Source organism: Alteribacillus sp. HJP-4, from assembly GCF_042139015.1.
Taxonomy (GTDB): domain Bacteria; phylum Bacillota; class Bacilli; order Bacillales; family Marinococcaceae; genus JBHIKY01.
In genome coordinates, this window is record NZ_JBHIKY010000008.1 from 108,148 (window position 1) to 132,900 (window position 24,753).

The following is a 24,753-nucleotide window of genomic DNA, read 5'->3' on the forward strand; positions in this document are numbered from 1 at the left end:
TCTTCATTTATTATATCTCAATGACCGGTGGTTGACTAATTTTTAGTCACATCTTTAATTATGAAGAGAAAACTATTTCTGAAAAACGCGCATACTTATGAATAACCAAAGATAAATTGTGCATCTGAGCAAGCCTGTTTTCTCTTAACCTGCGGTCATCAGTCATCACCATTGTATGATCAAAATACGCATCGATAAGAGAACCAAGCCGCGCGAGATGATCATACGCTTCTTCAGCATTCCCGGCCTGGAGTGCTTTCTCCACGTGTTCACTAGTTTCTATATAAGCTTCATACAGCTCTTTTTCCTGTGCTGCTTGAAACAAGTTTTGATCGACATGGTTTCCCGCAGCCAGGTTTTCAGCTTTTTTGGCGATATTGGTTACTCTGCTGAGTGATTCAACTGTCTCTTTAAAAGCCGGATCAGTAGTTTTCCGCTGCAAAAATTCAGCTTTCTTCAGCATGACATGCAAAGTCTGCGACGTATTTTCAAGAACAGCATCGGCGATGTCATAACGTATATGACGGTCAAGCATGACATTTTTTAGACGGAGACGGAAAAAGGCCAGTATTTCTTCTTTTAGTTCCTGGTGGCTCCGCTGAAGTACCGCTGCTTTTTCTAATACATTTATTGTCTCCTCAAGAAGGACTTCCAACGATACAGTAACTTTATGATCTAATAATATTTTAACCGCTCCTGCTGCCTGCCTGCGCAGTGCATAAGGATCCTGTGAACCAGTAGGAATCAATCCAATTCCAAAACATGCGGTGATTGTATCAAGTTTATCTGCCAGTCCCACTACAGCTCCCGTCGGTGAAACAGGGGAATCATCTCCAGAAAACCTGGGCATATAATGCTCCTTTACAGCAATCGCGACTTCTTCTGATTCTCCTGCCAGTCGAGCATATTTTTCCCCCATTAATCCCTGCAGTTCCGTAAATTCATCCACCATTAATGTGACAAGATCAAATTTGGATAATGCTGCTGCTCTCTCGGCCTTATTAATAGTATTAGGATCAAGCTCGAACATCGTTCCATATTTTCCGGCGAGGGCCTGCAGCCTTCTAACTTTATCACCGATACTCCCCAGCTCTTCTTGAAAAACTATTTGATCAAGTTTAGCTGCAGCTTCATCCGGATGCAGCTTTTGATCTTCTTTGTAAAAAAAACGAGCATCGGAAAGTCTTGCCCGCAATACTTTTTCATTTCCTTTTTGAACATTCTCTAAATATTCATGATTACCATTGCGAACCGTGATAAAATAAGGCAGCAATTCCCCATTTTGCCCTTCCACCGGAAAATAACGCTGGTGCTCTTTCATAGAAGTGATGAGGACTTCATCAGGAATGGTAAGAAATTCTTCTTCGAAAGACCCAAACAGTGCTGTTGGATATTCAAGCAGATTATTTACTTCTTCAAGAAGCTCAGAATTTACAGGAACAATCCAGTTCTGTTCCTCTGCAATATTTTCGAGCTGCCTGCTAATAGCAGATTTTCTTTTTTCAGGGTCAGCAATTACGTATTGTTCTAGTAACATTTTTTCATATTCAGCAGGGTTTTCCAGCTGAATTCGATTTCCTAAAAACCGGTGTCCTTCAGATACGTTTCCTGCACGTACATCAGTAATTTGAAAAGGTATTATTTCATTTCCAAAGATAGAAACAATCCAGTGAATCGGCCGGACATATCGGAGGCTGTAAGAACCCCATCTCATATTTTTAGGAAACGATAGTCCCTCTGCAAGAGCAGCAATGCCTGGAAGTATTTCTACAGTCCGTTTTCCTTTGACTTCTTTAACTCCAAAGAGATATTCCGTTCCTTTTACTTTTTTAAACGATAAATCCTTCGTAGAAATTCCCTGTCCTTTCGCAAAGCCAAGTGCAGCTTTTGTCCAGGCTCCATCTGAATCCAGCGCAATTTTTTTCGCCGGTCCGCGGGCTTCCTCTATCTTATCTGCTTGTTTCTCCGCCAATTCATTCACCCGCACTGCAAGTCTTCTCGGTGTAGAGAAAGCCTCTACCGATGAAAAGTCGAGCCGGTTCTCATGCAGCCAAGTTTCTGTTTTTTCCTTAAGCTGGTTCATTGCTTCCGATACAAAACGAGCCGGCATTTCCTCAAGCCCGATCTCTAATAGGTAATCCTTATTACGCATGGTGATCCCCCTCTCTGTCCTTAAGCATTGGAAATGAAAGCTTTTCTCTTTTGTCATAGTAGACCGAGGCACATTTTCTAGCGAGTCTTCTGACCCGTCCAATATAACCTGTTCGTTCAGTGACAGAAATCGCTCCGCCGGCATCTAATAGGTTAAATACATGAGAACATTTCAGCACGTAATCATAGGCTGGAAATACCAGCTCTTCAGCGAGAGCATGCTCTGCTTCTTTTTCATATGTTGTAAATTCCTGAAATAGCATGGCATGATCGGCTACTTCAAATGCATATTTTGAATGTTCGTATTCTGGCTGTAAAAACACGTCTCCGTACGTAAAATCATTTACCCAAATGAGATCAAATACATTTTCTTTTTCTTGAATATAGGAAGCAAGCCTTTCAATTCCATACGTAATTTCCACCGCTACAGGGTTTGCATCAATGCCGCCTACCTGCTGAAAGTATGTAAATTGAGTTATCTCCATCCCATCCAGCCATACTTCCCATCCGAGTCCCCAGGCACTTAGTGTAGGAGCTTCCCAGTTGTCTTCCACAAAGCGGATATCATGCTCTTCCGGTTTGATACCAAGTGCTTTTAGACTCTCTAAATAAAGCTCTTGAATGTTGTCCGGTGACGGCTTCATAATGACTTGAAACTGATGGTGCTGATAAAGACGATTAGGGTTCTCTCCATAACGCCCATCTGCCGGACGGCGTGACGGCTCTACGTAAGCTACATTCCAGGGTTCTGGTCCAATGCTTCTTAGAAACGTCATTGGATTCATCGTTCCTGCTCCTTTTTCGACATCGTATGCCTGCATAATCAGGCACCCTTGTTTTGACCAAAAGTTCTGCAAGGTGAGGATCATATCTTGAACGTTCATTTGCTTCCTCCTTTATATTTCCATTAAAAAGCCCCGTCCCTATACTGAATAACCAGTATAGGGACGGGGCTCTATCCCGCGGTTCCACCCTATTTGCCCGTGATTCATACGGACCACTTTATAAGGTATGCTCAGGAATGCCTTCATTGTCATTAATAACACAGCTTCCACTATCCTGTGCTCGCTACATATTAAGAGAACAACTACTACTTTCCTTCTTCGCACTATCTAGAATGTAATAGCATCATACTTAATCTAACCTATACTGTCAAGCCTGTTAATAAATTTTGCGAAATTAAGATAAGTCCCATTTTTCCATTTGTTCAATAAACCTTTTTGATTTTAAATGAAGGCCGGAATATTCATCATAGTAAGAGTCAAGAATTTGTTTTAATTGTAATTTAATCGATTGTGACAGTTTAATCTTACCAAGCCTCATAATATCCATATAAAAAAAGGTTCGGAGCAGTTGAATTGTTTTTTGATCCGCCTCAAACCGGTATGGATCTATTTCTGAACAGAGGTGGCAGAGAAACCCTGCTTCTTTCACAGAAAATGAGAACGTTCCTTTCAGATTACGGCAATTAGTGCAGCGGTCAAGCTCAGGCTTAATACCAGCGACTTTCGTCATTTTTGTTTCGAAAATACGGGTTAATACCTCTGGGTCGGCGTCTTCATTCATACGCTTGAACAGCTGCAATAATAATTCAAATAAAAAAGGGTTTCTCTCTCTGTCATTCGTTAATTTGTCCAACAGCTCAGTCATATAAGAAGCGTAGGCGGTTTTAGTTAAATCAGTACGCAGTACCCGAAAGGCATCGATCGGATCCCCCTGATTCAAGGTTGCCATCCCTGTGCCTTTAAAATAAAGAAACATACCATAGACAAAGGGCTGAGCAGACGAAGAGAGCCTGTTTTTCGGCTTTTTCGCACCGCGTGCCATCACGGCAATTTTCCCAGCTTCACGGGTAAACAGCGTCACGATCACATTTGATTCACCGTACGCAATAGTGCGGAGAACAATTCCTTCTGCTTTTTCCAGCATTTCTTATTCATCCCCGTCAGAGGACCTGCTTTCACTTCCGCTCTCCTTAATAATTGTTAATGAATCATTTTTCTGAAAATAACCGCTTTCCTCTAACTCCCTCACTAACAAATAAGCATCAACGTTGCCGGTAAGTTCAAAAAGCGACCATGAAAAATCAGAATTCATAGAAAAGCCCCCTTGTTTAATCCTTACCTATAGGGTGGCTAAAGAGCGTCAAAGCATGACCTGTAATATTTGCCTATAAAGTTTACGTGCAGTTAATACTCATCCTGCTTGTAACCGTGTTCACTAAGCTGGTATGCACTATTACGCCAATCCTTTTGAACTTTTACATATAAATCGAGAAATACTTTTGAAGCAAGCAGTGTCTCGATATCTTCACGGGCACGCTTGCCTATTTCTTTCAACATGGAACCCTGTTTGCCGATAACAATACCCTTCTGAGAAGATCGTTCTACTGTAATGATGGCAGAGATATAAACGGCGCCGCCTTCACGTTCTTTCATTTCTTCAATAGAAACCGCTATAGAATGCGGGATCTCGTCTCTGGTCAAATGGAGTACCTTTTCTCTGATCAATTCACTGACTACAAACCGTTCCGGATGATCAGTAATTTGATCAGCAGGGTAATATTGCGGTCCTTCTTCCAAATACTCTTTCACCTGCGTCATCAGTGTCGAAACGTTACTGCCGTGTAAGGCAGATACAGGCACGACTTCGGCAAAGTTAAACCTGTCTTTATAGACTGCAATTTTCTCAAGAAGATGATCCGGATGAATCTTATCAATTTTATTAATTATGAGAAAGACCGGAGTTTCTGTATTTTTAAGTGTATTTAAAATAAATTCTTCTCCTGCCCCATATTCTTCAGAAGCATCGATTAGAAACAATATTAAATCCACTTCATGGAGTGACTGCACGGCGGTGCGTACCATAAAATCCCCGAGTTTATGCTTTGGTTTGTGGATTCCAGGAGTATCAATAAAAACAATTTGACTGTTCTCATCTGTATATACACCTTGTATTTTATTTCTTGTTGTCTGCGGTTTGTCGCTCATAATGGCAATCTTCTGCCCGATAACATGATTTAATAATGTTGACTTCCCCGCATTCGGCCGACCTATCAATGCGGCGAATCCTGATTTGAAATTTAGTTCACTCATGAAAATCCTCCGCCTGAAAAGCACCTGGAAGCAGTTCTGCCATTGTCATAATTTTTATTTCCCCCTGCAAATTTCCGAGAATTATTTTCCCATCTGCCGCCATAAACTCTGATAATACTTGACGACATGCCCCGCAGGGCGAAACCGGGCCTGCAGTATCTGCTGTGACAGCCGCTGTATGTATCGATTTATGACCTTCGCTGACTGCCTTAAATACTGCTGTACGTTCAGCACAATTCGTCAAGCCGTAGGAAGCATTCTCAATATTGCTTCCCGTGTAAATTTCACCCTGCTCAGTCAGAACCGCTGCCCCCACCTGAAAATTTGAATAGGGAACATACGCTTTTAGTCTCGCTTCAGCTGCTTTATTCAATAAATCTTTGTCCTGCATGACAACTTTCTCCCTTCGGGTCTTTCACTCATAATAATTTAAGAATCGGCGGCAAGAAAATAATCAAGCCGATAATGACAGAAATAATCGTAAAAACAAATACAGCGGCGGCTGCCAAATCTTTCGCCGCTTTGGCCAAAGGATGATATTGATCTGTCACTAAATCTACCGTCCGTTCAATGGCTGTGTTCATGATTTCAAGAGCAAGTACGGCTCCGACGGTTAATAGAAGAATTAACCAATGATATTTTGGGATATTCAAAAAAAAGCCGGTGCACATAACAAGAAACGCTGCACACAGATGAAGCCTCACATTTTGTTCTTCAGCAGCAGCATGAACCAATCCCCGAAAAGCATAAACAAATGAACTTCCAAGCCGCCTTAAACCTCGTTTATCTTTGAATTCCATAGCTTTTCAATATAGTTTCCTGCCGTTCAAACATGGTTTTTTCTTCTTTTTCCGTATCGTGAGTATACCCCAGAAGATGTAAAAAACCATGAACAGCTAAAAAACTAAGCTCTCTTTCTAAACTATGGTTATATTCCAGCGCCTGTTCTTCAGCGACCGGATAGCTGATAATAATGTCTCCAAGAAGATTAGGCATTCCATCAATGAAATGTTGATCCTCGCCATCATTTAAAGCAAATGAAACAACGTCTGTGATGCTGTCTTTGCCCCTGTAATCCTTATTAATTAACCGGATGGACTCTTTACTGACGATAGTAATGGAAAGTTCTGCCTTCCCCTTCACATTTTCCATATCTGCCGCTTTGCGGATTACATTTTCAATTAGTTCGTACTGCTGTGTTGTCAGCTTTTCTGTTTCATCCTGGATATCTATTATCATAGCCATTGCCCCCTTTTCACCGTCTGTAATTACTCTGCTTTTACTCTTTTGCCTGAATGGACCCCTCTTTACTGTCCGGGTTTCGGTCAGGCTCGGCATGTCCATAGGCATCAAGTATCTGCTGAACGAGTGTATGCCGGACAACATCAGATGATTGCAGATATATAAATCCAATGGATTGGACATGTTTTAGAATATTGATTGCCACCCGTAAACCGGACTGCTGACCTTTCGGGAGGTCCACCTGAGTCAAATCTCCATTGACAACCATCTTAGAACCAAAACCCAGCCGGGTCAAAAACATTTTTATCTGCTCTTTCGTAGTGTTTTGAGCTTCGTCTAATATAACAAAGGCATCATCCAGCGTCCTGCCTCTCATATAAGCGAGCGGCGCAACTTCAATCGTTCCTCTCTCCATAAGCCTGGCTGTGTGTTCCACTCCAAATATATCATGCAGGGCATCGTATAAAGGACGCAGGTAAGGGTCCACTTTTTCCTTTAAATCTCCAGGAAGAAATCCCAGACTTTCACCAGCTTCTACAGCCGGCCTGGTCAGTACGATTCGTTTAACACTCCCATCCTTTAAAGCATTCACTGCCATTACGACTGCGAGGTAAGTTTTTCCCGTTCCTGCCGGGCCAATGCCAAAAATCAGATCTTTTTTTCGTATCGCATCTATATATTCCTTTTGGCCTAATGTCTTAACTAGAACTGGTTTCCCTTTTACATTGACGGCAATTTGTTCTTGATACAGCTCTTCAAGCTGGTCCAGTTTATCTTCTTTTGCAAGCTGGATCGCGTAAATAATATCTCTTTCGGAAATTTTCGTACCTTTTCGCAGCAGCTTTGTCAGTGTATCGAGCACAGCATTAATAATATTTGCCTGTTCTTTTGTTCCATCAATGACCAGAGATTCTCCTCTTGTCACAATGGAAACATCTAATTTTTCTTCGATTCTTTTTAAATGTATATCATTGGGACCGAACAATCGCTGAATTTCATCTGTGTCCCTCACATGTAAGGCAAGTACATTTTTTTCTGTCAATCTTCTCATTCTCCTTGGATGATCGGTGATTCCGATATAATATCTTCCGTTACCAGGTAGTGTACAGTCATTTTAACTTTACCATCCTGATTCTGTTCGTGCAAAATTTTCTCAGCAGTGATTGAAGCTTCTGCTGATAAATGCTGCTTCATTTTCAAATCAGCTGCTTTTTTAGCTTTTTTGAGTACGGATTTTTCATTTTCTTGTAAGGCCAAAAGTGAGGTTTCCATGAATCTTGTCTTCTCTAATTGGAAGGGGAGTAAATAACTCAGCACATACCATTCTTTTCTGTCTGTCTCTTCTTGAAAAGTAGAATATGATTCACCTGCTTGAAAACCCCATATAGGTATTGAATACCCAAACACCTCTAATTCGTAACGCGTCTCACTATTCCCGGTTGCCGTAACTAATTCTTGTGTAAGCGGAAGGTCAGCTTCCACCGTATACCACGTCTCTCCTAATACGCTTCCGGTGGCCGGAACTACTTCTACAAATTTACCTTTTCCAATGAAGCCGGAAATAAGGACATCACCTTTATGAACTAATTCATTTTCTTTGACAAGTACTTTTCCTTTTTCAGCAAAAATTTTATCAATAACGGCCGTTTTTCTCGCAACTAAATGCCTTGCTGCTGGAACGTTTTGTTCCTCTGGCAATGTTTGTTCTACCACTTCAATTTGGTAAGTAGTTCCGATTTTTTCAACTCCGATCCAGGTTACTCCTTCTGATTTTTTCAGCAGCAAACGCTGCAGCTCTTCAGGAGGGGGAAGCAGAAATTGTGCCTGTCCCGTTTTCAGTCCATGTTCTTCCATATATTCTCTCAAATTATATTCAAGCTCTGGTGCTGCCCCCTTTATTTCAATATTCCACACCATTTGTGAGAGAGCAGTTAAAAACAAAAAGAATAACAGTATCCCTGTAAAAAAGCCTGTCCTGGTTTTTATCAGCGTTTTCCACATCTGAAGTGGAGAAGCATGTGAATTAATCACTTCACAGGAACATTCTTCTGCCAGCAGATGCAATTTATCCTCCTGCCTCGAATCTATAGTTAAATGAACTTCAGTCTCTTTTTTTCGAATTACCTGCTTTAATATAATATGTTCCTTCATACATTCATTTATCAAACGTTCAAGCTGTTCACCACAGACGATAATTTTCTTATCCCGAAGAAATTGAGCGGCCATAGTTACCCTCCTTTACTGGTTCTGCCGAGATATTCAATCTTTTCGATATTTCCTTCCAGCAATAGTTCATTAGGCAGAATCGTTTTAATAATAAACCCGCTCCCCTCAATGCCAAGCTCTCCGGTTGATATTTTAAGGCGGACATGAGCGTTGGAAAAATGGATCAGGCCACGGTGGTTTTCAATATGCAGATGAAGCTGGCCGACCATCGTTATTCTTGGAACATCCAATAATACGTCTGCGGGTAGATCCATGCTGCCGGTTATCCATTTTTTTGCGGATTGTCTCCAGCGTTTTAACATGACATCACCCCTTTTCTATCTATATAAATATGAGAAAAAAATAATGAGTAGCACCAATAATAAAAACTTAGCTTGTCGCCAGGTACAAATAGCAGAAGTCCTATTATGAATTTTTCAAGGTGTGGATCTTTTGACGCTTACGCCTTTCCTATCTTTTTAAACATAAAAAAAAAGCTGAGCAAATAAATGCTCAGCTTTTCCTCCGGTAAACTGGGAGATTTCGAGATGCTGCAAGTGATTTTCTTGATCTGGGTGCTCCTAGAATTTCAGACCAGATAATCCCATTTACGGCTTCATTACGGGAAACATTATGGTACCTGCTCTCTTGTAAATAACTGGATGGCGCTCCCGTACCAGCAGTTCCAATTTCATCCTTATCAAGGGAGTAGCCTTTTACGTTATCGATTTTCTTCTTCGCTTTTTCCTTTTTACGCTTCAGCTCATCAGATTTTTTCTTATATTGATCGTGAGCCTCACTGTATTTTGTCTGCTCTGGTTCATTGCGGTATAATTCTGATTCTGCTTCTGGAACAGGCCGGGTCGGCCTCTGCTGATCCCTGCGCCGATCTTGAGGATAAGTATTGTCTCCCGGATTTTTATTCTCCCGAAAAATACTTTTCCAGTCCAGCTCCTGCTCCTGCTCCTGCTGATTTTCCGGAGCATTTGTTGTATTTCGTCCGGTTTCTTTTTGTTTGTTTTTATTTATGGCAGAAATAATTCCACCGATAATCAATGCTATGATGAAAGCTTCCAACGTTCATCGCCACCACCTTTTCTAAAAATTTCCATGAACAACCAGGGGCGTGTGACGAGCTTTAGTTGGTTCCTTTATTTTGATTGGTGTCTGTGCTCTTTCCGATAGACTCTCTCATATCAGTATCCGCCTCTACGTTTTGCAGATTCATGTAATCCATTACTCCAAGATTACCGCTGCGCAATGCTTCAGCCATTGCCATCGGAACCTCTGCTTCTGCTTCTACAACCTTCGCCCGCATTTCTTCGACTTTTGCTTTCATTTCCTGTTCATGGGCAACAGCCATGGCACGTCGTTCTTCCGCTTTTGCCTGAGCGATATTTTTATCTGCCTCAGCCTGATCAGTTTGAAGACCAGCTCCGATATTCTTGCCGATATCAATATCAGCGATATCGATTGACAGGATCTCAAAGGCTGTACCAGAATCCAACCCTTTTTTCAGGACAGTCTGGGAAATCATATCTGGATTTTCCAGAACAGCTTTATGGTCCTTGGAAGACCCGATTGTCGATACAATTCCTTCCCCGACACGTGCGATTACGGTGTCTTCACCAGCACCACCGACAAGTCTGTCAATATTGGCACGTACTGTAATCCGTGCCTTTGCTTTCACTTCAATCCCATCCATCGCCACACCTGCAATAAAAGGTGTTTCGATCACCTTCGGATTAACGCTCATTTGAACAGCTTCTAATACGTCTCGACCTGCAAGATCAATAGCGGCACAACGTTCAAATGTCAATTCAATATTGGCACGCTGCGCCGCGATTAAAGCATTAACAACCCGGTCCACATTACCTCCAGCAAGGTAGTGTCCTTCTAAATTATTCAATTGAATATCAAGCCCAGCTTTCTCCGCTTTAATCATCGGATTTACAACACGTGCAGGAATTACTCTTCTTAAACGCATTCCTACCAGCTGAAATATTCCAACTTTAACTCCGGCCGCTAACGCCGAGATCCAAAGCATTACTGGCACAAAAGTAAAGAGAATGGATAGCGCGATAATGGCCAGTGCTAATACAATAATTAGTGTTATGTCTACATTCATTCCTATTCCTCCTAAAATATAATTCCATTTTTCTAAGTGTTTTCCTGCCGTACTACCACTCTCGAACCGTTTACACTTATTACTTTAATTGTCATTCCCTGTTCAATATATCCTCCTTCCGTCACAACGTCAAGACGCTCTTCTTGAATTACAGCTGTTCCTGCTGGTCTCAAGGGCGTGACTGAAATGCCGGTTTTCCCGACAAGCTCGCTTCTGTTAGTACTTGACACGTAGCCATCTCTTGATTTTAACGATTCTTCCAGCACAAACTTCTTCATCGGCCCTCTTTTACCGAATACTGTGAAAAGCAGTACAGCTGCCATTACTGCCAGAGCAAGCGCTATCAGAATCGATATCACAATATTCGTTGTAGAAAAGGAAGCCATTACCAGACTGCCTACTACAGCTGAAATTCCAAGCAGTCCAAAAATGCCGAAGCCAGGGAGAAGTAATTCGATGAAGAGTAGAAGCAGCCCTCCTCCAAATAGAATCATCGTTTCCATTCCTGCAAACCCGGCAAGCATATGTCCGAAGAAAAACAACGTCAGCGAGCTTAATCCAAGGATCCCAGGAATGCCAAAGCCAGGAGAATACAATTCAAATATAATGCCCAGGCTCCCTACACTTAAAAGAATTGGAATGATCACAGGATTTGTCACAAATCTGGCAATATGCTCTGCAATGCTTACGTCCTGTTCCATCACCACGGCATTTTCAAGATCCAATTCTTTAAGAAGATCTTGTCTGTCCTCCGCTATATAATCAGCATATCCTGTTTCAAATGCTTCCGATGCTGTAAATGAAAGCAGCTCCCCTTCTCCTGCACGGTAATCCGGAAGGTCAACTGATGGGTCAGCCATCGCTTGAGCGTAAATCGGGTCTCTTCCATTGCTTTCTGCTGCATTCACCATATTTGCAGTCCAATGGGATTGGGCTTTTGTACCTGCTGCATTTCCTGATCCGTCAATTACCTGTGCAGCTCCCATCTCAGTGCCTGGTTTCATTGCTATTGAATCTGCACTTAAGGCAATAAAGGCACCTGCAGACATTGCTTCTTCAGTCACATAGGCAGTGGTCGGTACAGACGCTCCTTCGATGATCGACGAAATGTTCCCAGCCGCATCAACTGCTCCTCCAGGGGTATCAATCTCAAATATTAAGTGATCAGCACCTGCCTCTTCTGCTTCTGCTACCGATCTCTCTAGAAAAGCTTCAAGACCACGTTCTACTGTCTGCTCCACCGGAACTACATAAACCAACTGATCCGACGATGAAAACGCAGACAGCTGAAACAGACTAAGAATGACGAGAATTAGAACAAGCCCCGGAACAGCTCGAATCCTTTTCATTCTGGTCCCCCTTTCCGGAATACTCTATATTCTGTTATTAGTATGTACGAAAAAGCAAAATAATCGTTTCACAGATTCTCTAAAAAGTTTATTAAATGCGCATGAGGTGCTTCAAACGTTAAAAAGGGCGGCTCTGAGTCATTACTTCTTCAGAGACACCCTTTTGTTTTACACTTAAACGCTTTCGTCAGCAGAGATATCTTTCTGATTAGAATTTGCGTTTTCTAGCAGCTTCAGATTTCTTCTTGCGCTTGATGCTTGGCTTTTCGTAATGTTTACGTTTACGAACTTCCGCCATTGTACCGTCTTTAGAAAGCGAACGCTTGAAACGGCGAAGAGCGGCATCAATGGACTCGTTCTTGCGAACACGGGTCTCAGCCATATGATTCCCTCCCTCCGAACAACCAATACGGCTAATATAAATGCTATGCTAATAGCAACAGCAGAGCATTTACAATGCATGCTGAAATAATTAGCCATTTTATAAAATTATAAAACATAGCTCGAAAAAAAGCAATATATGTTTATACTTCTTTAATGGCTGAATTATGCTAAATATTAATAAGCATCTGATCCTATTTCATTAGAAATGATAGCAATTCCTGAGCTTGTTCCTATTCTCTCAGCACCCGCTTCCACCATTGCAAGAGCTGTTTGTTTATCACGGACTCCACCGCTTGCTTTTACTTTTGCATTATTACCCGCTATTGATTTCATTAACTTCACATCTTCAATTGTTGCACCGCCTCCAGCAAAGCCTGTCGAGGTTTTAATGAAGTCTGCTCCTGCTTCCACGGCAATCCTGCTGGCTGTTTTCTTTTCATTGTCATTTAATAACACTGTTTCTAAAATTACTTTCACTAGTACATCCTCTGCTTTAGCTGCTGCTATAACTGCTTCAATGTCAGCCTTCACTGCTGCTTCATTTCCACTCTTTAAAGCCCCAATATTAATAACCATATCTACTTCTTTTGCACCGTTCGCAATCGTTGACTTGGTTTCAAAAGCCTTTACTTCAGGCATGGAAGCTCCAAGCGGAAATCCAATTACAGTACAGACCTTAACATTAGAATCCCTTAAAACACTGTAAGCAGAAGCAACCATAGAAGGATTTACGCAGACAGAAGCAAAGTTATTATTTTTCGCTTCTTCAGCAAGCTTTTTCACTTGCGTTTCCGTTGCATCCGGCTTTAATAAAGTGTGGTCGATCATCCGCGCTAATTTCATATTATTTCCTCCTAAATTGCATTAAACCTTCATCATTTTTTCGTGGGCATCGGCCACCCGCACAAAATCCCCTTCATTGTAAGGGTAGCCTGATTTTGTGATTTTTACTTTTACAATTTTCCCAATTAAATTGTCTGAAGCTGGGAAACGAACTTTCATATAATTGGATGAATACCCGATGTAGCACCCGCTCCCCGGATTTTCTTTATCCTTTTCTTCTGGAATAACATCAAGTACCTCTCCTTCATAGGTTGAAGCATATTCTTTTGCAAGCTGAGTTGAAAGCTCAATCAAACGGTGGACTCTTTTGTTTTTCACTTCATCATCGACCTGATTCTGCATTCTTGCGGCAGGAGTGCCTGTCCTTTTTGAATAAGGAAACACATGCAGCTCAGAAAATTTATGCTCTGCAATAAATGAAAAAGTTTCCTCGAATTCCTCTTCTGTTTCTCCAGGAAATCCTACAATTACATCGGAAGTTACAGCAAGACCCGGCAGTGCTTTTTTTAATTTCTCGAGTCTTTCCGCGAAAAACTCCATTGTATATTTTCTCCGCATTCTTTTTAAAACGGTATTTGACCCAGCCTGAAGTGGTATGTGCAGATGGTTGACTATCTTTTCAGACTGGTGAATGACATTAATTACTTCATCTGTGATTTGACTTGCTTCAATAGAGGAGATTCGAATTCTTTTTAAACCTTCTATTGTTTCAAGATCAACTAATAGCTTCGCCAGTGAATAATCTTTCATATCCTCACCATATCCGCCTGTATGGATCCCAGTCAGAACAATTTCTTTATAGCCCGCTTCCACGAGCTGTGCGGCCTGTGCAAGTACAGCATCAGGCTCCCTGGAGCGCAGCAGTCCACGTGCCCAGGGAATAATACAGAAGGTGCAGAAATTGTTACAGCCTTCCTGAATTTTCAGGGAAGCTCTCGTCCGATCCGTGAAAGAAGGGACATCAAGCTCTTCATATACCCTGGTCTTCATAATGTTGCCGACTCCATTAATAGGCTGACGTTCTTTTTTAAATTGTTCGATATAGGACAACATTTTTTCGCGATCCTGGGTTCCTACGACAATGTCGACTCCTGGAATATTCATAATCTCTGCAGGAGATGTCTGGGCATAGCATCCGGTTACGCAGACGATTGCTTCCGGATTTTTTCGTACTGCTCTTCTGATAACCTGCCGGCTTTTTTTATCACCAGTATTTGTTACTGTACATGTATTAATCACATACACATCGGAGTTTTTATCAAAATCTGTTTTTTCATAGCCTTTTTCTTTAAACAGCTGCCAGATGGCTTCTGTTTCGTAATGATTTACTTTACAGCCTAATGTATGAAATGCAACAGAAGACATGTTAATTCACCTCAATAATTCATATTGATAGGACAGGACTGATAACAAATAAAGTGGAGCTGTTTCCGTCCTTAGAATCCGGGGGCCAAGACTGACGGATAAAATTGCTTCCTGATTGCATAAATCGGCTTCGAGGGGGCTTATGCCTCCCTCCGGCCCAATAATCGCAAATATGGATGCCTGGGGCTGTTTGAGTATCTCTTTTAATCCCAAGTGTTGATTACGTTTAGCTTCCTCTTCAAAAACAAGAATTTTAGCTTCATATTGTTTTGACTCCTGTAGAATGTCTTTAAAATGGAAAAAGTAAGTAATCTCGGGTATAAAAATCCTGCCGGCCTGTTCTGCTGCTTCTTTAGCAATTTTTCGGAGACGCTCCATTTTTTTCTCTGCTTTTTTCGGTTCCCATTTTACCACAGATCGTTCTGCCGCAAAAAAACAGAATCGGGAAACACCGAGTTCTGTTCCTTTCTGAACGACTAAATCGAGTTTATCTCCTTTAGCCAGTCCCTGCGCGATAACCGTCGTTATTGGAAGTTCCGGGTTATCATTTATGTTTTTGATTATGTGAACTTCTACAGAATTTTCCTGAATCGCCTCAATCCTGCAAAGAGCAGAAGTTCCTTTATTATCGAGGCAGATAATGTTGTCTCCCTCCTGCATCCTCATCACCTTTAGGATATGCTTCGCATCATCGTCTTTCAGACGGATGGCAGGGGGATTCCAATATTCAGGCTCTACAAAATAACGCTGCATATTCTTCTCCGTCCTTCATGCACAGCTGAATTATTTCTTTATTGCAATAAATGCTGCCCAGTCCTCCATTTCCAAGGTTTCCTCAATAATAAATCCTTTAGAAAGAAGCGCTTCTTTTACATCCTCTTTTTTTCTGGAAATTATCCCAGAGGTTATAAATTTTCCGCCGGTTTTTAATAATCGTCCAGCGTCATCAATCATTCTTAGAATAATTTCAGCCAGGATATTAGCTACAATAATATCGGCTTTGTTATCTATTTTTAATAATAAATCATTTTGCTTTACTGTTATATTATCATTTACTTTATTAAATTTCACGTTCTCGGAGGCTGACTTTACAGCAGTTTCATCCAGGTCAAGTGCAAGGACCCTGCCGGCACCCAGTTTAGCTGAGGCAATAGAGAGTACGCCGGAGCCCGTGCCGACATCTATGACGGTGTCGTCACTCTCCACCGCATGTTCTATACCCTGAAGCGCTAATACCGTCGAAGGATGAGTTCCTGTACCGAATGCCATGCCGGGGTCGAGTTCGATGACATGTTCGTCTGTAGATACCGGATGATAGTTTTCCCAGCTTGGGGCAATCGTGATTGTTTTTGTGACTTTGACAGGCTTGTAATATTTTTTCCACGCATCCGCCCAGTCTTCTTCATGCACTTCAGAAAGGGAGACCTGATTTTTGCCTAATTTAATATTATGCTCTGCCAGATTACTGATTGTCTGCTTTAGTTCTCCAGCCGTTTCAGCAGCAAAACTTGTCACAGGAAAGTATGCTTTCACGATAACTCCCTCAGCTGGATAATCATTTTCTGAAAGATCATATATTTCATCTTCTGCGCCATTCCAGTTCCTGATTAAATCCTCCGAATCTTCAATAACTACCCCGCTTGCCCCGGCTTCATGCAGTATATTAGAAATAGGCTCCACTGCTTCTTGCTCGGTATGAATTCGGAATTCAGTCCACCTCATCAACTCACCAACTCCGTCATTTAGATTAGTCTCCCCGGAAAGCACGTTTCACTTTGTCAAAGAAGTTCGTATTCTGCTCGTCAATCTGATCTTCCCCACTCAGTTCAGAGAATTCACGAATTAAATCCTTTTGTTTTTCGTTAAGGTTTTTCGGGGTGACAAGCCTTACCTTCACATGCTGATCTCCCTGGCCTCTTCCATGAACATTCGGCACCCCTTTACTGCGCAGCCTGAAGTTGGTTCCTGTTTGTGTGCCTGCAGGGATCTTAAGCTTTACTTTTCCTTTTAAAGTAGGTACTTCAATTTCATCACCAAGTGCTGCCTGACTAAACGTTAAAGGCATTTCACAATATATATCGTCGCCATCACGATCAAAAAATTCATGTGGTCTCACATTAAATACAACATATAAATCTCCAGGAGGCCCGCCATTGGTGCCTGGTTCTCCCTGTCCAGCTACTCTGATCTGCTGGCCGTGGTCCACGCCTGCAGGTACTCGGATATTAATCTTTTTATTTTTGCGTATTTTACCGTTGCCGCCGCAATTTGTACATTTTTCTTCCACTGTCTGCCCAGTTCCTTGACAACGGTCACAGACCCGGCGGTTGACCACTCTTCCAAACGGTGTGTTTTGCTCAATGTTAAGCTGTCCGGAGCCACCACATTTCGTACATGTTTCAGGAGAGGTGCCTGGTTTTGCCCCGTCTCCTCCACAAGTCTGGCAGTCTTCTTCCCGAGGAATTTCAATGTCTGTATCTTTTCCGAAAACCGCTTCTTTAAACTGCAGAGACATAGTAAATTGAAGATCAGCGCCCTGCCTTGGTGCGTTAGGATCACGCCGACCCCCTCCGCCAAAGAACATATCGAAAATATCTCCGAATCCGCCAAAGTCTCCCTGAGCTCCGGCACCGCCAAATCCTTGGTTTGGATCCGCGTGTCCAAACTGATCATAGTGTGCTTTCTTTTGCGGATCACTCAGTGTATCATAAGCATCCTTTACTTCTTTAAATTTCTCCTCTGCATCATCCGCTTTATTCACATCAGGATGATATTGTCTCGCGAGCTTACGGTATGCTTTTTTTATCTCATCTACTGAAGCATTTTGATCGAGTCCCAATACTTCATACAGATCTCGCTTACTCATTTTTTCACACTCCCGTTCCTAATCCATAACGCTTATCATATCATCTTCTTCATAAAATCTACAGAGCTTTTTGGCAAATGAAAAGGGACTGGCCCATTGGAAAGCACCGCACTTCCTGCTTCCGGGACAGCCCCTTGCCATGGGATCAACTATTCATTTCATTTAACTGAGACGGCTGATCAGCTGTCTTATTTTTCATCGTCTTTTTTGTCGTCGTCCTGAACTTCTTCATAGTCAGCATCAACAACGTCGTCATCCTGCTGCTGACCAGCAGCGCCTTCCGCGTCCTGCTGTTGTGCCTGCTGAGCTGCCTGCTCATAAAGCTTGGTGGACAGCTGCTGAACGATCTCCTGCAGCTCATCTTTTGCCGTTTTGATGGCTTCAAGATCATCGCCTTCCAGGGCTGTTTTCACTTTATCTTTCGCAGTCTCTGCTTTTTCTTTTTCAGATGCGTCTACATTATCGCCTAAATCCTTCAGCGTTTTTTCTGTCGTAAATACTAGCTGGTCAGCTTCATTTCGAGTTTCTACTGCTTCTTTCTGCTTTTTATCTTCCTCTGCATGCTCTTCTGCTTCTTTCACCATGCGTTCAATTTCATCCTCTTCGAGACCTGAGGAAGATGTGATGGTGATGGACTGTTCTTTATTCGTACCAAGATCCTTAGCGCGCACATTAACAATACCGTTGGCATCAATATCAAATGTCACTTCAATCTGCGGCACTCCACGGGGAGCAGGCGGAATATCAGTCAGTTGGAAACGGCCAAGCGTTTTGTTTCCAGCAGCCATTTCTCGCTCACCCTGCAGAACATGAATATCCACAGAAGGCTGATTATCAGCTGCAGTTGAGAAGACTTGAGACTTACTCGTAGGAATGGTGGTATTTCTTTCAATAAGCTTTGTAAAAACCCCACCCATTGTTTCAATCCCAAGGGAAAGAGGTGTTACGTCAAGAAGTACAACGTCTTTTACGTCCCCTGATAGAACACCGGCCTGAACTGCAGCCCCAAGTGCTACTACTTCATCAGGATTTACCCCTTTATGAGGATCTTTGCCAGTTAGTTTTTTAATTGCTTCTTGAACAGCAGGAATTCTGGTAGAGCCGCCGACAAGAATAACTTTATCAACTTCAGAAGCGCTCAATCCTGCATCTTTTAATGCCTGGCGCGTCGGTCCCATTGTTTTCTCTACAAGCTCTGTAGTAAGCTCATCGAACTTAGCCCTCGTAAGCGTAAGTTCAAGGTGCTTTGGCCCACTAGAGTCGGCTGTAATAAACGGCAGTGATATCTGGGTCTGGGATACGCCTGACAGATCCTTTTTTGCTTTTTCTGCCGCATCTTTCAAACGCTGCATTGCCATTTTGTCCTGGGAAAGATCAATGCCGTTCTCTTTTCTAAATTCAGCAACGAGATGGTCAATTATCACATGGTCAAAATCGTCGCCGCCAAGCTTATTGTCACCTGAGGTGGACTTAACTTCAAAAAAGCCGTCTCCAAGCTCAAGAATGGAAACATCAAAAGTACCGCCGCCGAGGTCAAATACAAGAATGGTCTGATCTTCTTCTTTTTCAAATCCATAGGCAAGTGCTGCGGCTGTCGGTTCGTTTACAATTCTTTCCACTTCCAGCCCGGCAATCTTACCAGCGTCTTTTGTGGCCTGACGCTGCGAGTCATTGAAATAGGCAGGTACTGTAATAACAGCCTTAGATACAGTGTCTCCAAGATAGCTTTCTGCATCAGCCTTCAGTTTTTGCAGGATGATAGCGGAAACTTCCTGTGGAGTATATTCTTTACCTTCAATTTCTTCTTTAAAATCAGTACCCATATGTCTTTTTATGGATTGGATAGTGTTAGGGTTGGTAATAGCTTGTCGTTTTGCAACCTCGCCTACTTGACGCTCTCCATCTTTAAAAGCCACGACTGAAGGGGTCGTACGGTTTCCTTCCGGATTTGGAATTACCTCCGCTTCGCCGCCTTCCATCACAGCGACACATGAATTTGTTGTTCCTAAGTCAATACCTATTACTCTACTCATACCTTGTCATCCTCCTATTCTGATCGAACTATGTAGTTAAGCGTTAACTTTCACCATAGCCGGTCTAATTACTTTATCTTTTAAGAGATATCCCTTTTGCAGTTCTTCCACAATCTGATTTGATTCAAACCCTTCTTCCTCCACCTGCATGACCGCTTGATGCAGATGCGGATCAAACAATTCACCTTCTGTTTTTACTGCTTCTAATCCTTCTTTTTCGACCGCAGCTTTCAACTGTGAATAAACCATTTGAACTCCCTGATGAAGAGATGCTGCTTCGTCACCCTCCGGTTCTGCACTTATCGCCCGTTCAAAATTGTCGAGAACAGGAAGAAGTGCTTCTACAAGTTCCTGGGATCTGTATTTAGCCGCTTTCTCTTTTTCTTCTCTGCTGCGGCGTCTTACATTTTCAAGATCAGCCTGTGTGCGTAATGCTTTATTCTTCCATTCTTCAAGCTCAGATTGTAATTGCTGTAACTGCTCCTGCTCCGGGGAAAGTACATCTTCCTCTGCAGCTTCATTATCTTGTTCAGAAGCAGTTGCATCTATTAATTCTTCAGGATTTTCCTCTTTTTCAGGCACTTCTGCTGAATGTTCCTCCTGCTGTTCCATTTCCTTTTCTTCTGTAGAAAAACGTTCGTCTTTCAAGTGTGTCACCTCCTGCGTTTCGTCTGGTCTAATTTGGATCACACAATTTTCTTCATGACAAAAGAAAGAGAGGAAAGTCACTCTCCCTCAGCCAATTTAAAATAATACCATCATTCTCCTCTTTTATACAAGTCCGAAAGTACCTGTGTAAGGTCCTTGGAGAGGTGCTCAATAATACCGATCACACGTGGATATTCCATACGTGTAGGGCCGACTATTCCAATCGATCCTACAGGCCTGCCGCCCACAGAGTACGTTGCTGAAATAACACTACAGTTCTCAAATGCTTCATTTGTATTTTCCTGGCCGATTCTTATCGTTAAACCATCATGCACCGGCCTTAATATTTCATGAACGGTATGATCCTGTTCAAGCATTTCAAACAAAACTCTAATTTTGTCCATATCCTTAAATTCAGGCTGATGAAACAGATTCGTTTTTCCACCGTAAAATACTTTCTCATTATTTCCTTTTCTGACTGTTTCCTCAGCAAACAGCATTGCTTCATTAAAATGAGCCACATGCTGCTTTAACAGACCGGCGACTTCGTGCATCATTTTTTCCTGCAGTCTGTATAATGGAACACCCTGTAATTTCTCATTTAAGATATTCCCAATCTTTTCAAGATCACTTCCATTCAGTTCACGCGGGAGATGAACCGTATGATTCTCCACATGTCCTGTATCGGTGACAAGAACAGCCACAGCTGAGCTGTCATTTAAAGGAATAATCTGAAGCTGGCGCAGTTTCGACTCAAAAATTTCCGGACCGAGTACAATTGACACGTAACTCGTTAAATCAGATAAAATGTTCGCAGACTGCTTTACCACCTGATCTGCCTCAAATACTTTCTGAGCAAACAATGACCTCATGTTCGTTGCTTCTTTTTTTGATAAACGATGAGGGAGCAATAAATGATCAACATAATGACGATACCCTTTTTCAGAAGGAATACGGCCTGATGAGCTGTGAGGTTTTTCCAAAAAACCAAGTTCCTCTAAATCAGCCATTTCATTTCTGATCGTAGCAGGGCTAAAGCTCAACCCTTTTCTTTTTGACAAGCTGCGGGAACCCACAGGCTCAGCCGATTGGATATAGTCATCAACTATCGCTTGAAGTATACTGAGTTGACGTTGTGTTAACATTGGCAGTCCACCTCTGTTAGCACTCATAACAACCGAGTGCTAAATCTATTGTTAAGTTACCAAATCAGCTTTTGTTTGTCAACGAGATACACATAGTAACAACCGAATTTTTTTCTATAATGTTATTATTATTCAGTCAGCAAAAATCGTTCAAATACTTCGTTACCGAGGAATTTTCCCTTTTCAGTTAATTGAACGGTCTCACCCGTATCTAACAGTAAACCCTCGTTTATTAGGTCATTAATCGCTTCAGAAAACACACAGTCCATTTCTGATCCATATTTTCTTTTAAATTGCGAACGAGATACGCCTTCCCGCATCCTCAGGCCCATAAACATTTCTTCCTCCATTTGTTCTTTCAGCGGAACTTCGTGTACTTCCTTTTTAGGGCTTTTGCCATTTTTGACTGCTTCTATATAGTGTGTAAGAGGAGCAATGTTTGCATATCTTCTGCCATCTGCATACCCATGTGCTCCGGCACCAAAGCCGAAATATCCTTCATTTTTCCAATAGGTGATGTTATGGCGGCTCTCCATCCCCGGCCTTGCAAAATTACTAATTTCATAAGGAAAGATCCCCGCTCCGGTCAATCTCTCAAGAAGAACCTCGAACATCATCGCTTCTTCGTCCTGTTCCATAGCGGAAATCCTGCCCTGTCTATACCAATTATAAAACATTGTTTTCTCTTCGATCTTTAATGAATACGCGGAAACATGAGATATATCAAGCTTCATTGCCTGATCAATTGTATGCTCCCAGCTTTCCATCGTTTGACCTGGAAGTCCGAACATTAAATCAATTGACAAATTAGAAAATCCTGCTGCTTTAGCCATATTAACGGTACTGATGGCACTTTCTGCGGAATGAGTTCTCCCAATTTTTTTTAGAAGTGTATTATCGAAACTCTGCACCCCAATGCTTAATCTATTCACTCCATTTTTATACAACATGGCAAGTTTATCCTTTTCTACCTCTCCAGGATTCACTTCCACAGTCATTTCAACGTCATCCTCACGAAGCCGGAAGCAGCTTTTTACTCCACGTATAACTTTTTCCAGCTGAGCGGTCTCGAGAGCAGTAGGCGTACCGCCTCCAAGATAAATGGTTTTGACCGGATGCGAGTCAGCTGAGCTGGCAGCCTGCTGCATTTCGAGAAGAAGTGCTTCCACATATTCCTCCACAGGCTGGTTTTTAATATAAAATTTATTGAAGTCACAGTAAAAACATATTTGCTCACAAAAAGGAATGTGTATATATATGGAAGACGTGTTCACGATCAAGCCTTCTTTCTCTTGTCAATAGAAAAACCGTCCCGTTCAGCAAGAATTTTGTTAGTGCTTTCTCGCTGGAGACAGTCTCTGCCATTATTATTTTTGATTATCATCCATCTTAAGAACAGACATAAATGCTTCCTGAGGCACTTCGACACTGCCTACGCTTTTCATCCGGCGCTTCCCGGCTTTTTGCTTTTCGAGCAGCTTTCTCTTTCTTGAAATATCGCCGCCGTAGCATTTTGACAATACGTTTTTGCGCATCGCTTTTATGTTCGAGCGCGCGATAATTTTTTGGCCGATACTTGCCTGTACCGGTACTTCAAACTGCTGGCGGGGGATTAATTCCTTTAATTTCTCCACAATAATCTTGCCTCTATCAAATGCTGAATCGCGATGGACAATGATTGATAGTGCGTCAACTTTTTCAGTATTAAGTAAAATATCCATTTTGACAAGGTTTGATTCCCGATAGCCGATTAATTCGTAATCAAAAGAGGCATATCCTTTGGTACTGGACTTAAGCTGATCAAAGAAATCATAAACAATTTCTGTGAGCGGCAGGTCATAAATAATGTTTACTCTGTTCGCATCCATATACTGCATATCTTTAAAATCTCCGCGCTTTTTTTGACACAGCTCCATAATCGCACCTACAAAATCATTCGGCACCATTATTGTTGCTTTCACAAAAGGTTCCTCAACTGTTTCTACTTTTTGCTGGTCGGGCATATTGGATGGATTATCTATTTCTAATACTTCCCCATCAGTCAGATAAACATTATAAATAACGCTTGGTGCGGTTGTGATTAAGTCGATTCCGTATTCTCTTTCAATTCTTTCCTGAATGATTTCCATATGAAGCAGCCCTAAAAATCCGCATCTGAATCCAAATCCGAGTGCCTGTGAAGTTTCAGGTTCATACTGTAAAGAGCTGTCATTCAGCTCTAATCGTTCCAGAGCATCACGAAGTCCGTTATAATCATTTGTATCTACCGGATAAACTCCGCAGAATACCATCGGGTTCATTTTTTTGTAGCCCGGCAGCGGACCTTCTGCAGGGTTTGCTGCGGAAGTTATCGTGTCCCCAACCCTTGAGTCTCCTACATTCTTTATCGCAGCCGTCAAAAAGCCTACATCCCCGACGGTAAGCTCATCACACGGCACAGGTTTTGGGGTGAATACACCTACCTCAGAAACTTCAAATTCTTTGCCTGTTGCCATCATTTTTATTTTTTGACCTGATTTGACCGTGCCTTCAACAATTCGGATATATGCAATTACTCCCCGATAGCTGTCATATAGAGAGTCAAAAATCAATGCCTGGAGCGGGCCGTCGGGATCCCCCTCTGGTGCCGGAACCTTTTCAACAATCTGCGCAAGAATCTCATCAATTCCAATTCCACTCTTAGCGGATGCAAGGACAGCTTCAGATGCATCGAGTCCTATAACATCTTCAATTTCCTGTTTAACTCTGTCAGGATCTGCACTTGGCAGGTCAATCTTGTTAATAACTGGAATAATTTCTAAATCATTATCAAGTGCCAAATACACATTAGCGAGGGTCTGAGCTTCAATACCCTGGGCAGCATCAACTATCAGCAGTGCTCCTTCACAAGCAGCAAGGCTTCTCGACACTTCATAAGAAAAATCGACGTGGCCGGGAGTATCTATAAGATGTAAAATGTACTCTTCTCCATCAGTATGTTTATGTTTTAATTGCACAGAATTCAACTTTATAGTAATGCCCCGTTCTCTTTCAAGGTCCATCGCATCAAGCATCTGATCTTTCATTTCACGTTGACTGAGGGCGCTCGTTGATTCAAGGATTCGATCAGCAATCGTGGACTTCCCGTGATCTATGTGGGCAATGATAGAGAAATTTCTAATGCGCTTCTGTCGGTTAAGCTTGTCATTTTTTTTCATTTTTACAATCACTCCTGCTGATAATAGGCGAGTCCCGGTAGAAACGCACCGGGACCCGCATTCCGATCTATAGGACTATCGTTCATTATATCAACGGGAGGC

At 42.1% G+C, this 24,753-nt stretch carries 25 protein-coding genes and 1 other annotated feature; all 25 genes read right to left on the bottom strand.

What is annotated here, in order from left to right:
* Window positions 1-58: 58 nt before the first annotated feature.
* The 25 genes from glyS to lepA all read right to left on the bottom strand — a co-directional run bounded on the left by glyS (window position 59) and on the right by lepA (window position 24,651).
* Window positions 59-2,152: a glycine--tRNA ligase subunit beta gene (gene glyS, locus ACE4RR_RS09640; RefSeq protein ID WP_375535200.1), complete on the bottom strand. Its 2,094-nt coding sequence runs from the start codon at window positions 2,150-2,152 to the stop codon at window positions 59-61.
* Complete coding sequence (gene glyQ / locus ACE4RR_RS09645) at window positions 2,145-3,035, bottom strand: glycine--tRNA ligase subunit alpha (protein ID WP_375535201.1); 891 nt, start codon at window positions 3,033-3,035, stop codon at window positions 2,145-2,147. Before glyQ ends, glyS begins: the two co-directional genes overlap by 8 nt.
* 56 nt (window positions 3,036-3,091) lie before the next feature.
* Window positions 3,092-3,264 (bottom strand) — a binding site (T-box leader).
* 66 nt (window positions 3,265-3,330) lie between these two features.
* A complete protein-coding gene (gene recO, locus ACE4RR_RS09650) occupies window positions 3,331-4,080 on the bottom strand; it encodes a DNA repair protein RecO (RefSeq protein ID WP_375535202.1) in 750 nt (249 codons plus the stop codon).
* 3 nt (window positions 4,081-4,083) lie between these two features.
* A complete protein-coding gene (locus ACE4RR_RS09655) occupies window positions 4,084-4,248 on the bottom strand; it encodes a YqzL family protein (RefSeq protein ID WP_375535203.1) in 165 nt (54 codons plus the stop codon).
* Window positions 4,249-4,340: 92 nt separating this feature from the next.
* Window positions 4,341-5,246 (bottom strand): GTPase Era, encoded by a 906-nt coding sequence (era, locus tag ACE4RR_RS09660; RefSeq protein ID WP_375535204.1) that lies wholly within the window; start codon window positions 5,244-5,246, stop codon window positions 4,341-4,343.
* The gene (locus tag ACE4RR_RS09665; RefSeq protein WP_375535205.1) at window positions 5,239-5,637 is read right to left on the bottom strand and encodes a cytidine deaminase; all 399 of its coding nucleotides are present in this window, start codon (window positions 5,635-5,637) and stop codon (window positions 5,239-5,241) included. Before ACE4RR_RS09665 ends, era begins: the two co-directional genes overlap by 8 nt.
* A 28-nt stretch (window positions 5,638-5,665) precedes the next feature.
* Complete coding sequence (locus ACE4RR_RS09670) at window positions 5,666-6,046, bottom strand: diacylglycerol kinase family protein (protein ID WP_375535206.1); 381 nt, start codon at window positions 6,044-6,046, stop codon at window positions 5,666-5,668.
* A complete protein-coding gene (gene ybeY / locus ACE4RR_RS09675) occupies window positions 6,030-6,491 on the bottom strand; it encodes an rRNA maturation RNase YbeY (RefSeq protein ID WP_375535207.1) in 462 nt (153 codons plus the stop codon). Before ybeY ends, ACE4RR_RS09670 begins: the two co-directional genes overlap by 17 nt.
* A 34-nt stretch (window positions 6,492-6,525) precedes the next feature.
* Window positions 6,526-7,530, bottom strand: a complete 1,005-nt coding sequence (locus ACE4RR_RS09680) for a PhoH family protein (RefSeq protein ID WP_375535208.1) — start codon at window positions 7,528-7,530, stop codon at window positions 6,526-6,528.
* A gap of 5 nt (window positions 7,531-7,535) precedes the next feature.
* Complete coding sequence (gene yqfD, locus ACE4RR_RS09685; protein WP_375535209.1) at window positions 7,536-8,714, bottom strand: sporulation protein YqfD; 1,179 nt, start codon at window positions 8,712-8,714, stop codon at window positions 7,536-7,538.
* A gap of 2 nt (window positions 8,715-8,716) precedes the next feature.
* Window positions 8,717-9,016 carry a sporulation protein YqfC gene (gene yqfC, locus ACE4RR_RS09690; protein WP_375535210.1) on the bottom strand — a complete coding sequence of 100 codons (300 nt, stop codon included), beginning with the start codon at window positions 9,014-9,016 and terminating at the stop codon, window positions 8,717-8,719.
* A gap of 190 nt (window positions 9,017-9,206) precedes the next feature.
* Window positions 9,207-9,770, bottom strand: a complete 564-nt coding sequence (locus ACE4RR_RS09695; protein WP_375535211.1) for a hypothetical protein — start codon at window positions 9,768-9,770, stop codon at window positions 9,207-9,209.
* A 61-nt stretch (window positions 9,771-9,831) separates the two neighbouring features.
* Window positions 9,832-10,821 carry a flotillin-like protein FloA gene (gene floA / locus ACE4RR_RS09700; protein ID WP_375535212.1) on the bottom strand — a complete coding sequence of 330 codons (990 nt, stop codon included), beginning with the start codon at window positions 10,819-10,821 and terminating at the stop codon, window positions 9,832-9,834.
* A gap of 32 nt (window positions 10,822-10,853) precedes the next feature.
* Window positions 10,854-12,170 (bottom strand): NfeD family protein, encoded by a 1,317-nt coding sequence (locus ACE4RR_RS09705; protein ID WP_375535213.1) that lies wholly within the window; start codon window positions 12,168-12,170, stop codon window positions 10,854-10,856.
* 208 nt (window positions 12,171-12,378) lie between these two features.
* On the bottom strand, window positions 12,379-12,552 hold the full coding sequence (rpsU, locus tag ACE4RR_RS09710) for a 30S ribosomal protein S21 (RefSeq protein WP_375535214.1): 174 nt from the start codon (window positions 12,550-12,552) through the stop codon (window positions 12,379-12,381).
* Window positions 12,553-12,728: 176 nt separating this feature from the next.
* A complete protein-coding gene (gene deoC / locus ACE4RR_RS09715; RefSeq protein WP_375535215.1) occupies window positions 12,729-13,397 on the bottom strand; it encodes a deoxyribose-phosphate aldolase in 669 nt (222 codons plus the stop codon).
* 21 nt (window positions 13,398-13,418) lie between these two features.
* Window positions 13,419-14,762, bottom strand: coding sequence for a tRNA (N(6)-L-threonylcarbamoyladenosine(37)-C(2))-methylthiotransferase MtaB (gene mtaB / locus ACE4RR_RS09720; protein WP_375535216.1), 1,344 nt, complete (start codon window positions 14,760-14,762; stop codon window positions 13,419-13,421).
* A 6-nt stretch (window positions 14,763-14,768) separates the two neighbouring features.
* Entirely contained in the window at window positions 14,769-15,515 is a 747-nt protein-coding gene (locus ACE4RR_RS09725; RefSeq protein WP_375535217.1) for a 16S rRNA (uracil(1498)-N(3))-methyltransferase, read from the bottom strand.
* Between the two features lie 30 nt (window positions 15,516-15,545).
* Entirely contained in the window at window positions 15,546-16,484 is a 939-nt protein-coding gene (gene prmA / locus ACE4RR_RS09730; protein WP_375535218.1) for a 50S ribosomal protein L11 methyltransferase, read from the bottom strand.
* Between the two features lie 25 nt (window positions 16,485-16,509).
* Entirely contained in the window at window positions 16,510-17,628 is a 1,119-nt protein-coding gene (dnaJ, locus tag ACE4RR_RS09735; RefSeq protein WP_375535219.1) for a molecular chaperone DnaJ, read from the bottom strand.
* A 188-nt stretch (window positions 17,629-17,816) separates the two neighbouring features.
* Window positions 17,817-19,661, bottom strand: a complete 1,845-nt coding sequence (gene dnaK / locus ACE4RR_RS09740) for a molecular chaperone DnaK (RefSeq protein WP_375535220.1) — start codon at window positions 19,659-19,661, stop codon at window positions 17,817-17,819.
* Window positions 19,662-19,697: 36 nt separating this feature from the next.
* Complete coding sequence (gene grpE / locus ACE4RR_RS09745; protein ID WP_375535313.1) at window positions 19,698-20,318, bottom strand: nucleotide exchange factor GrpE; 621 nt, start codon at window positions 20,316-20,318, stop codon at window positions 19,698-19,700.
* Between the two features lie 101 nt (window positions 20,319-20,419).
* Window positions 20,420-21,454, bottom strand: coding sequence for a heat-inducible transcriptional repressor HrcA (hrcA, locus tag ACE4RR_RS09750; protein WP_375535221.1), 1,035 nt, complete (start codon window positions 21,452-21,454; stop codon window positions 20,420-20,422).
* 128 nt (window positions 21,455-21,582) lie between these two features.
* The gene (gene hemW / locus ACE4RR_RS09755; RefSeq protein ID WP_375535222.1) at window positions 21,583-22,728 is read right to left on the bottom strand and encodes a radical SAM family heme chaperone HemW; all 1,146 of its coding nucleotides are present in this window, start codon (window positions 22,726-22,728) and stop codon (window positions 21,583-21,585) included.
* Window positions 22,729-22,821: 93 nt separating this feature from the next.
* On the bottom strand, window positions 22,822-24,651 hold the full coding sequence (gene lepA, locus ACE4RR_RS09760; RefSeq protein ID WP_375535223.1) for a translation elongation factor 4: 1,830 nt from the start codon (window positions 24,649-24,651) through the stop codon (window positions 22,822-22,824).
* Between the last annotated feature and the right edge of the window lie 102 nt (window positions 24,652-24,753).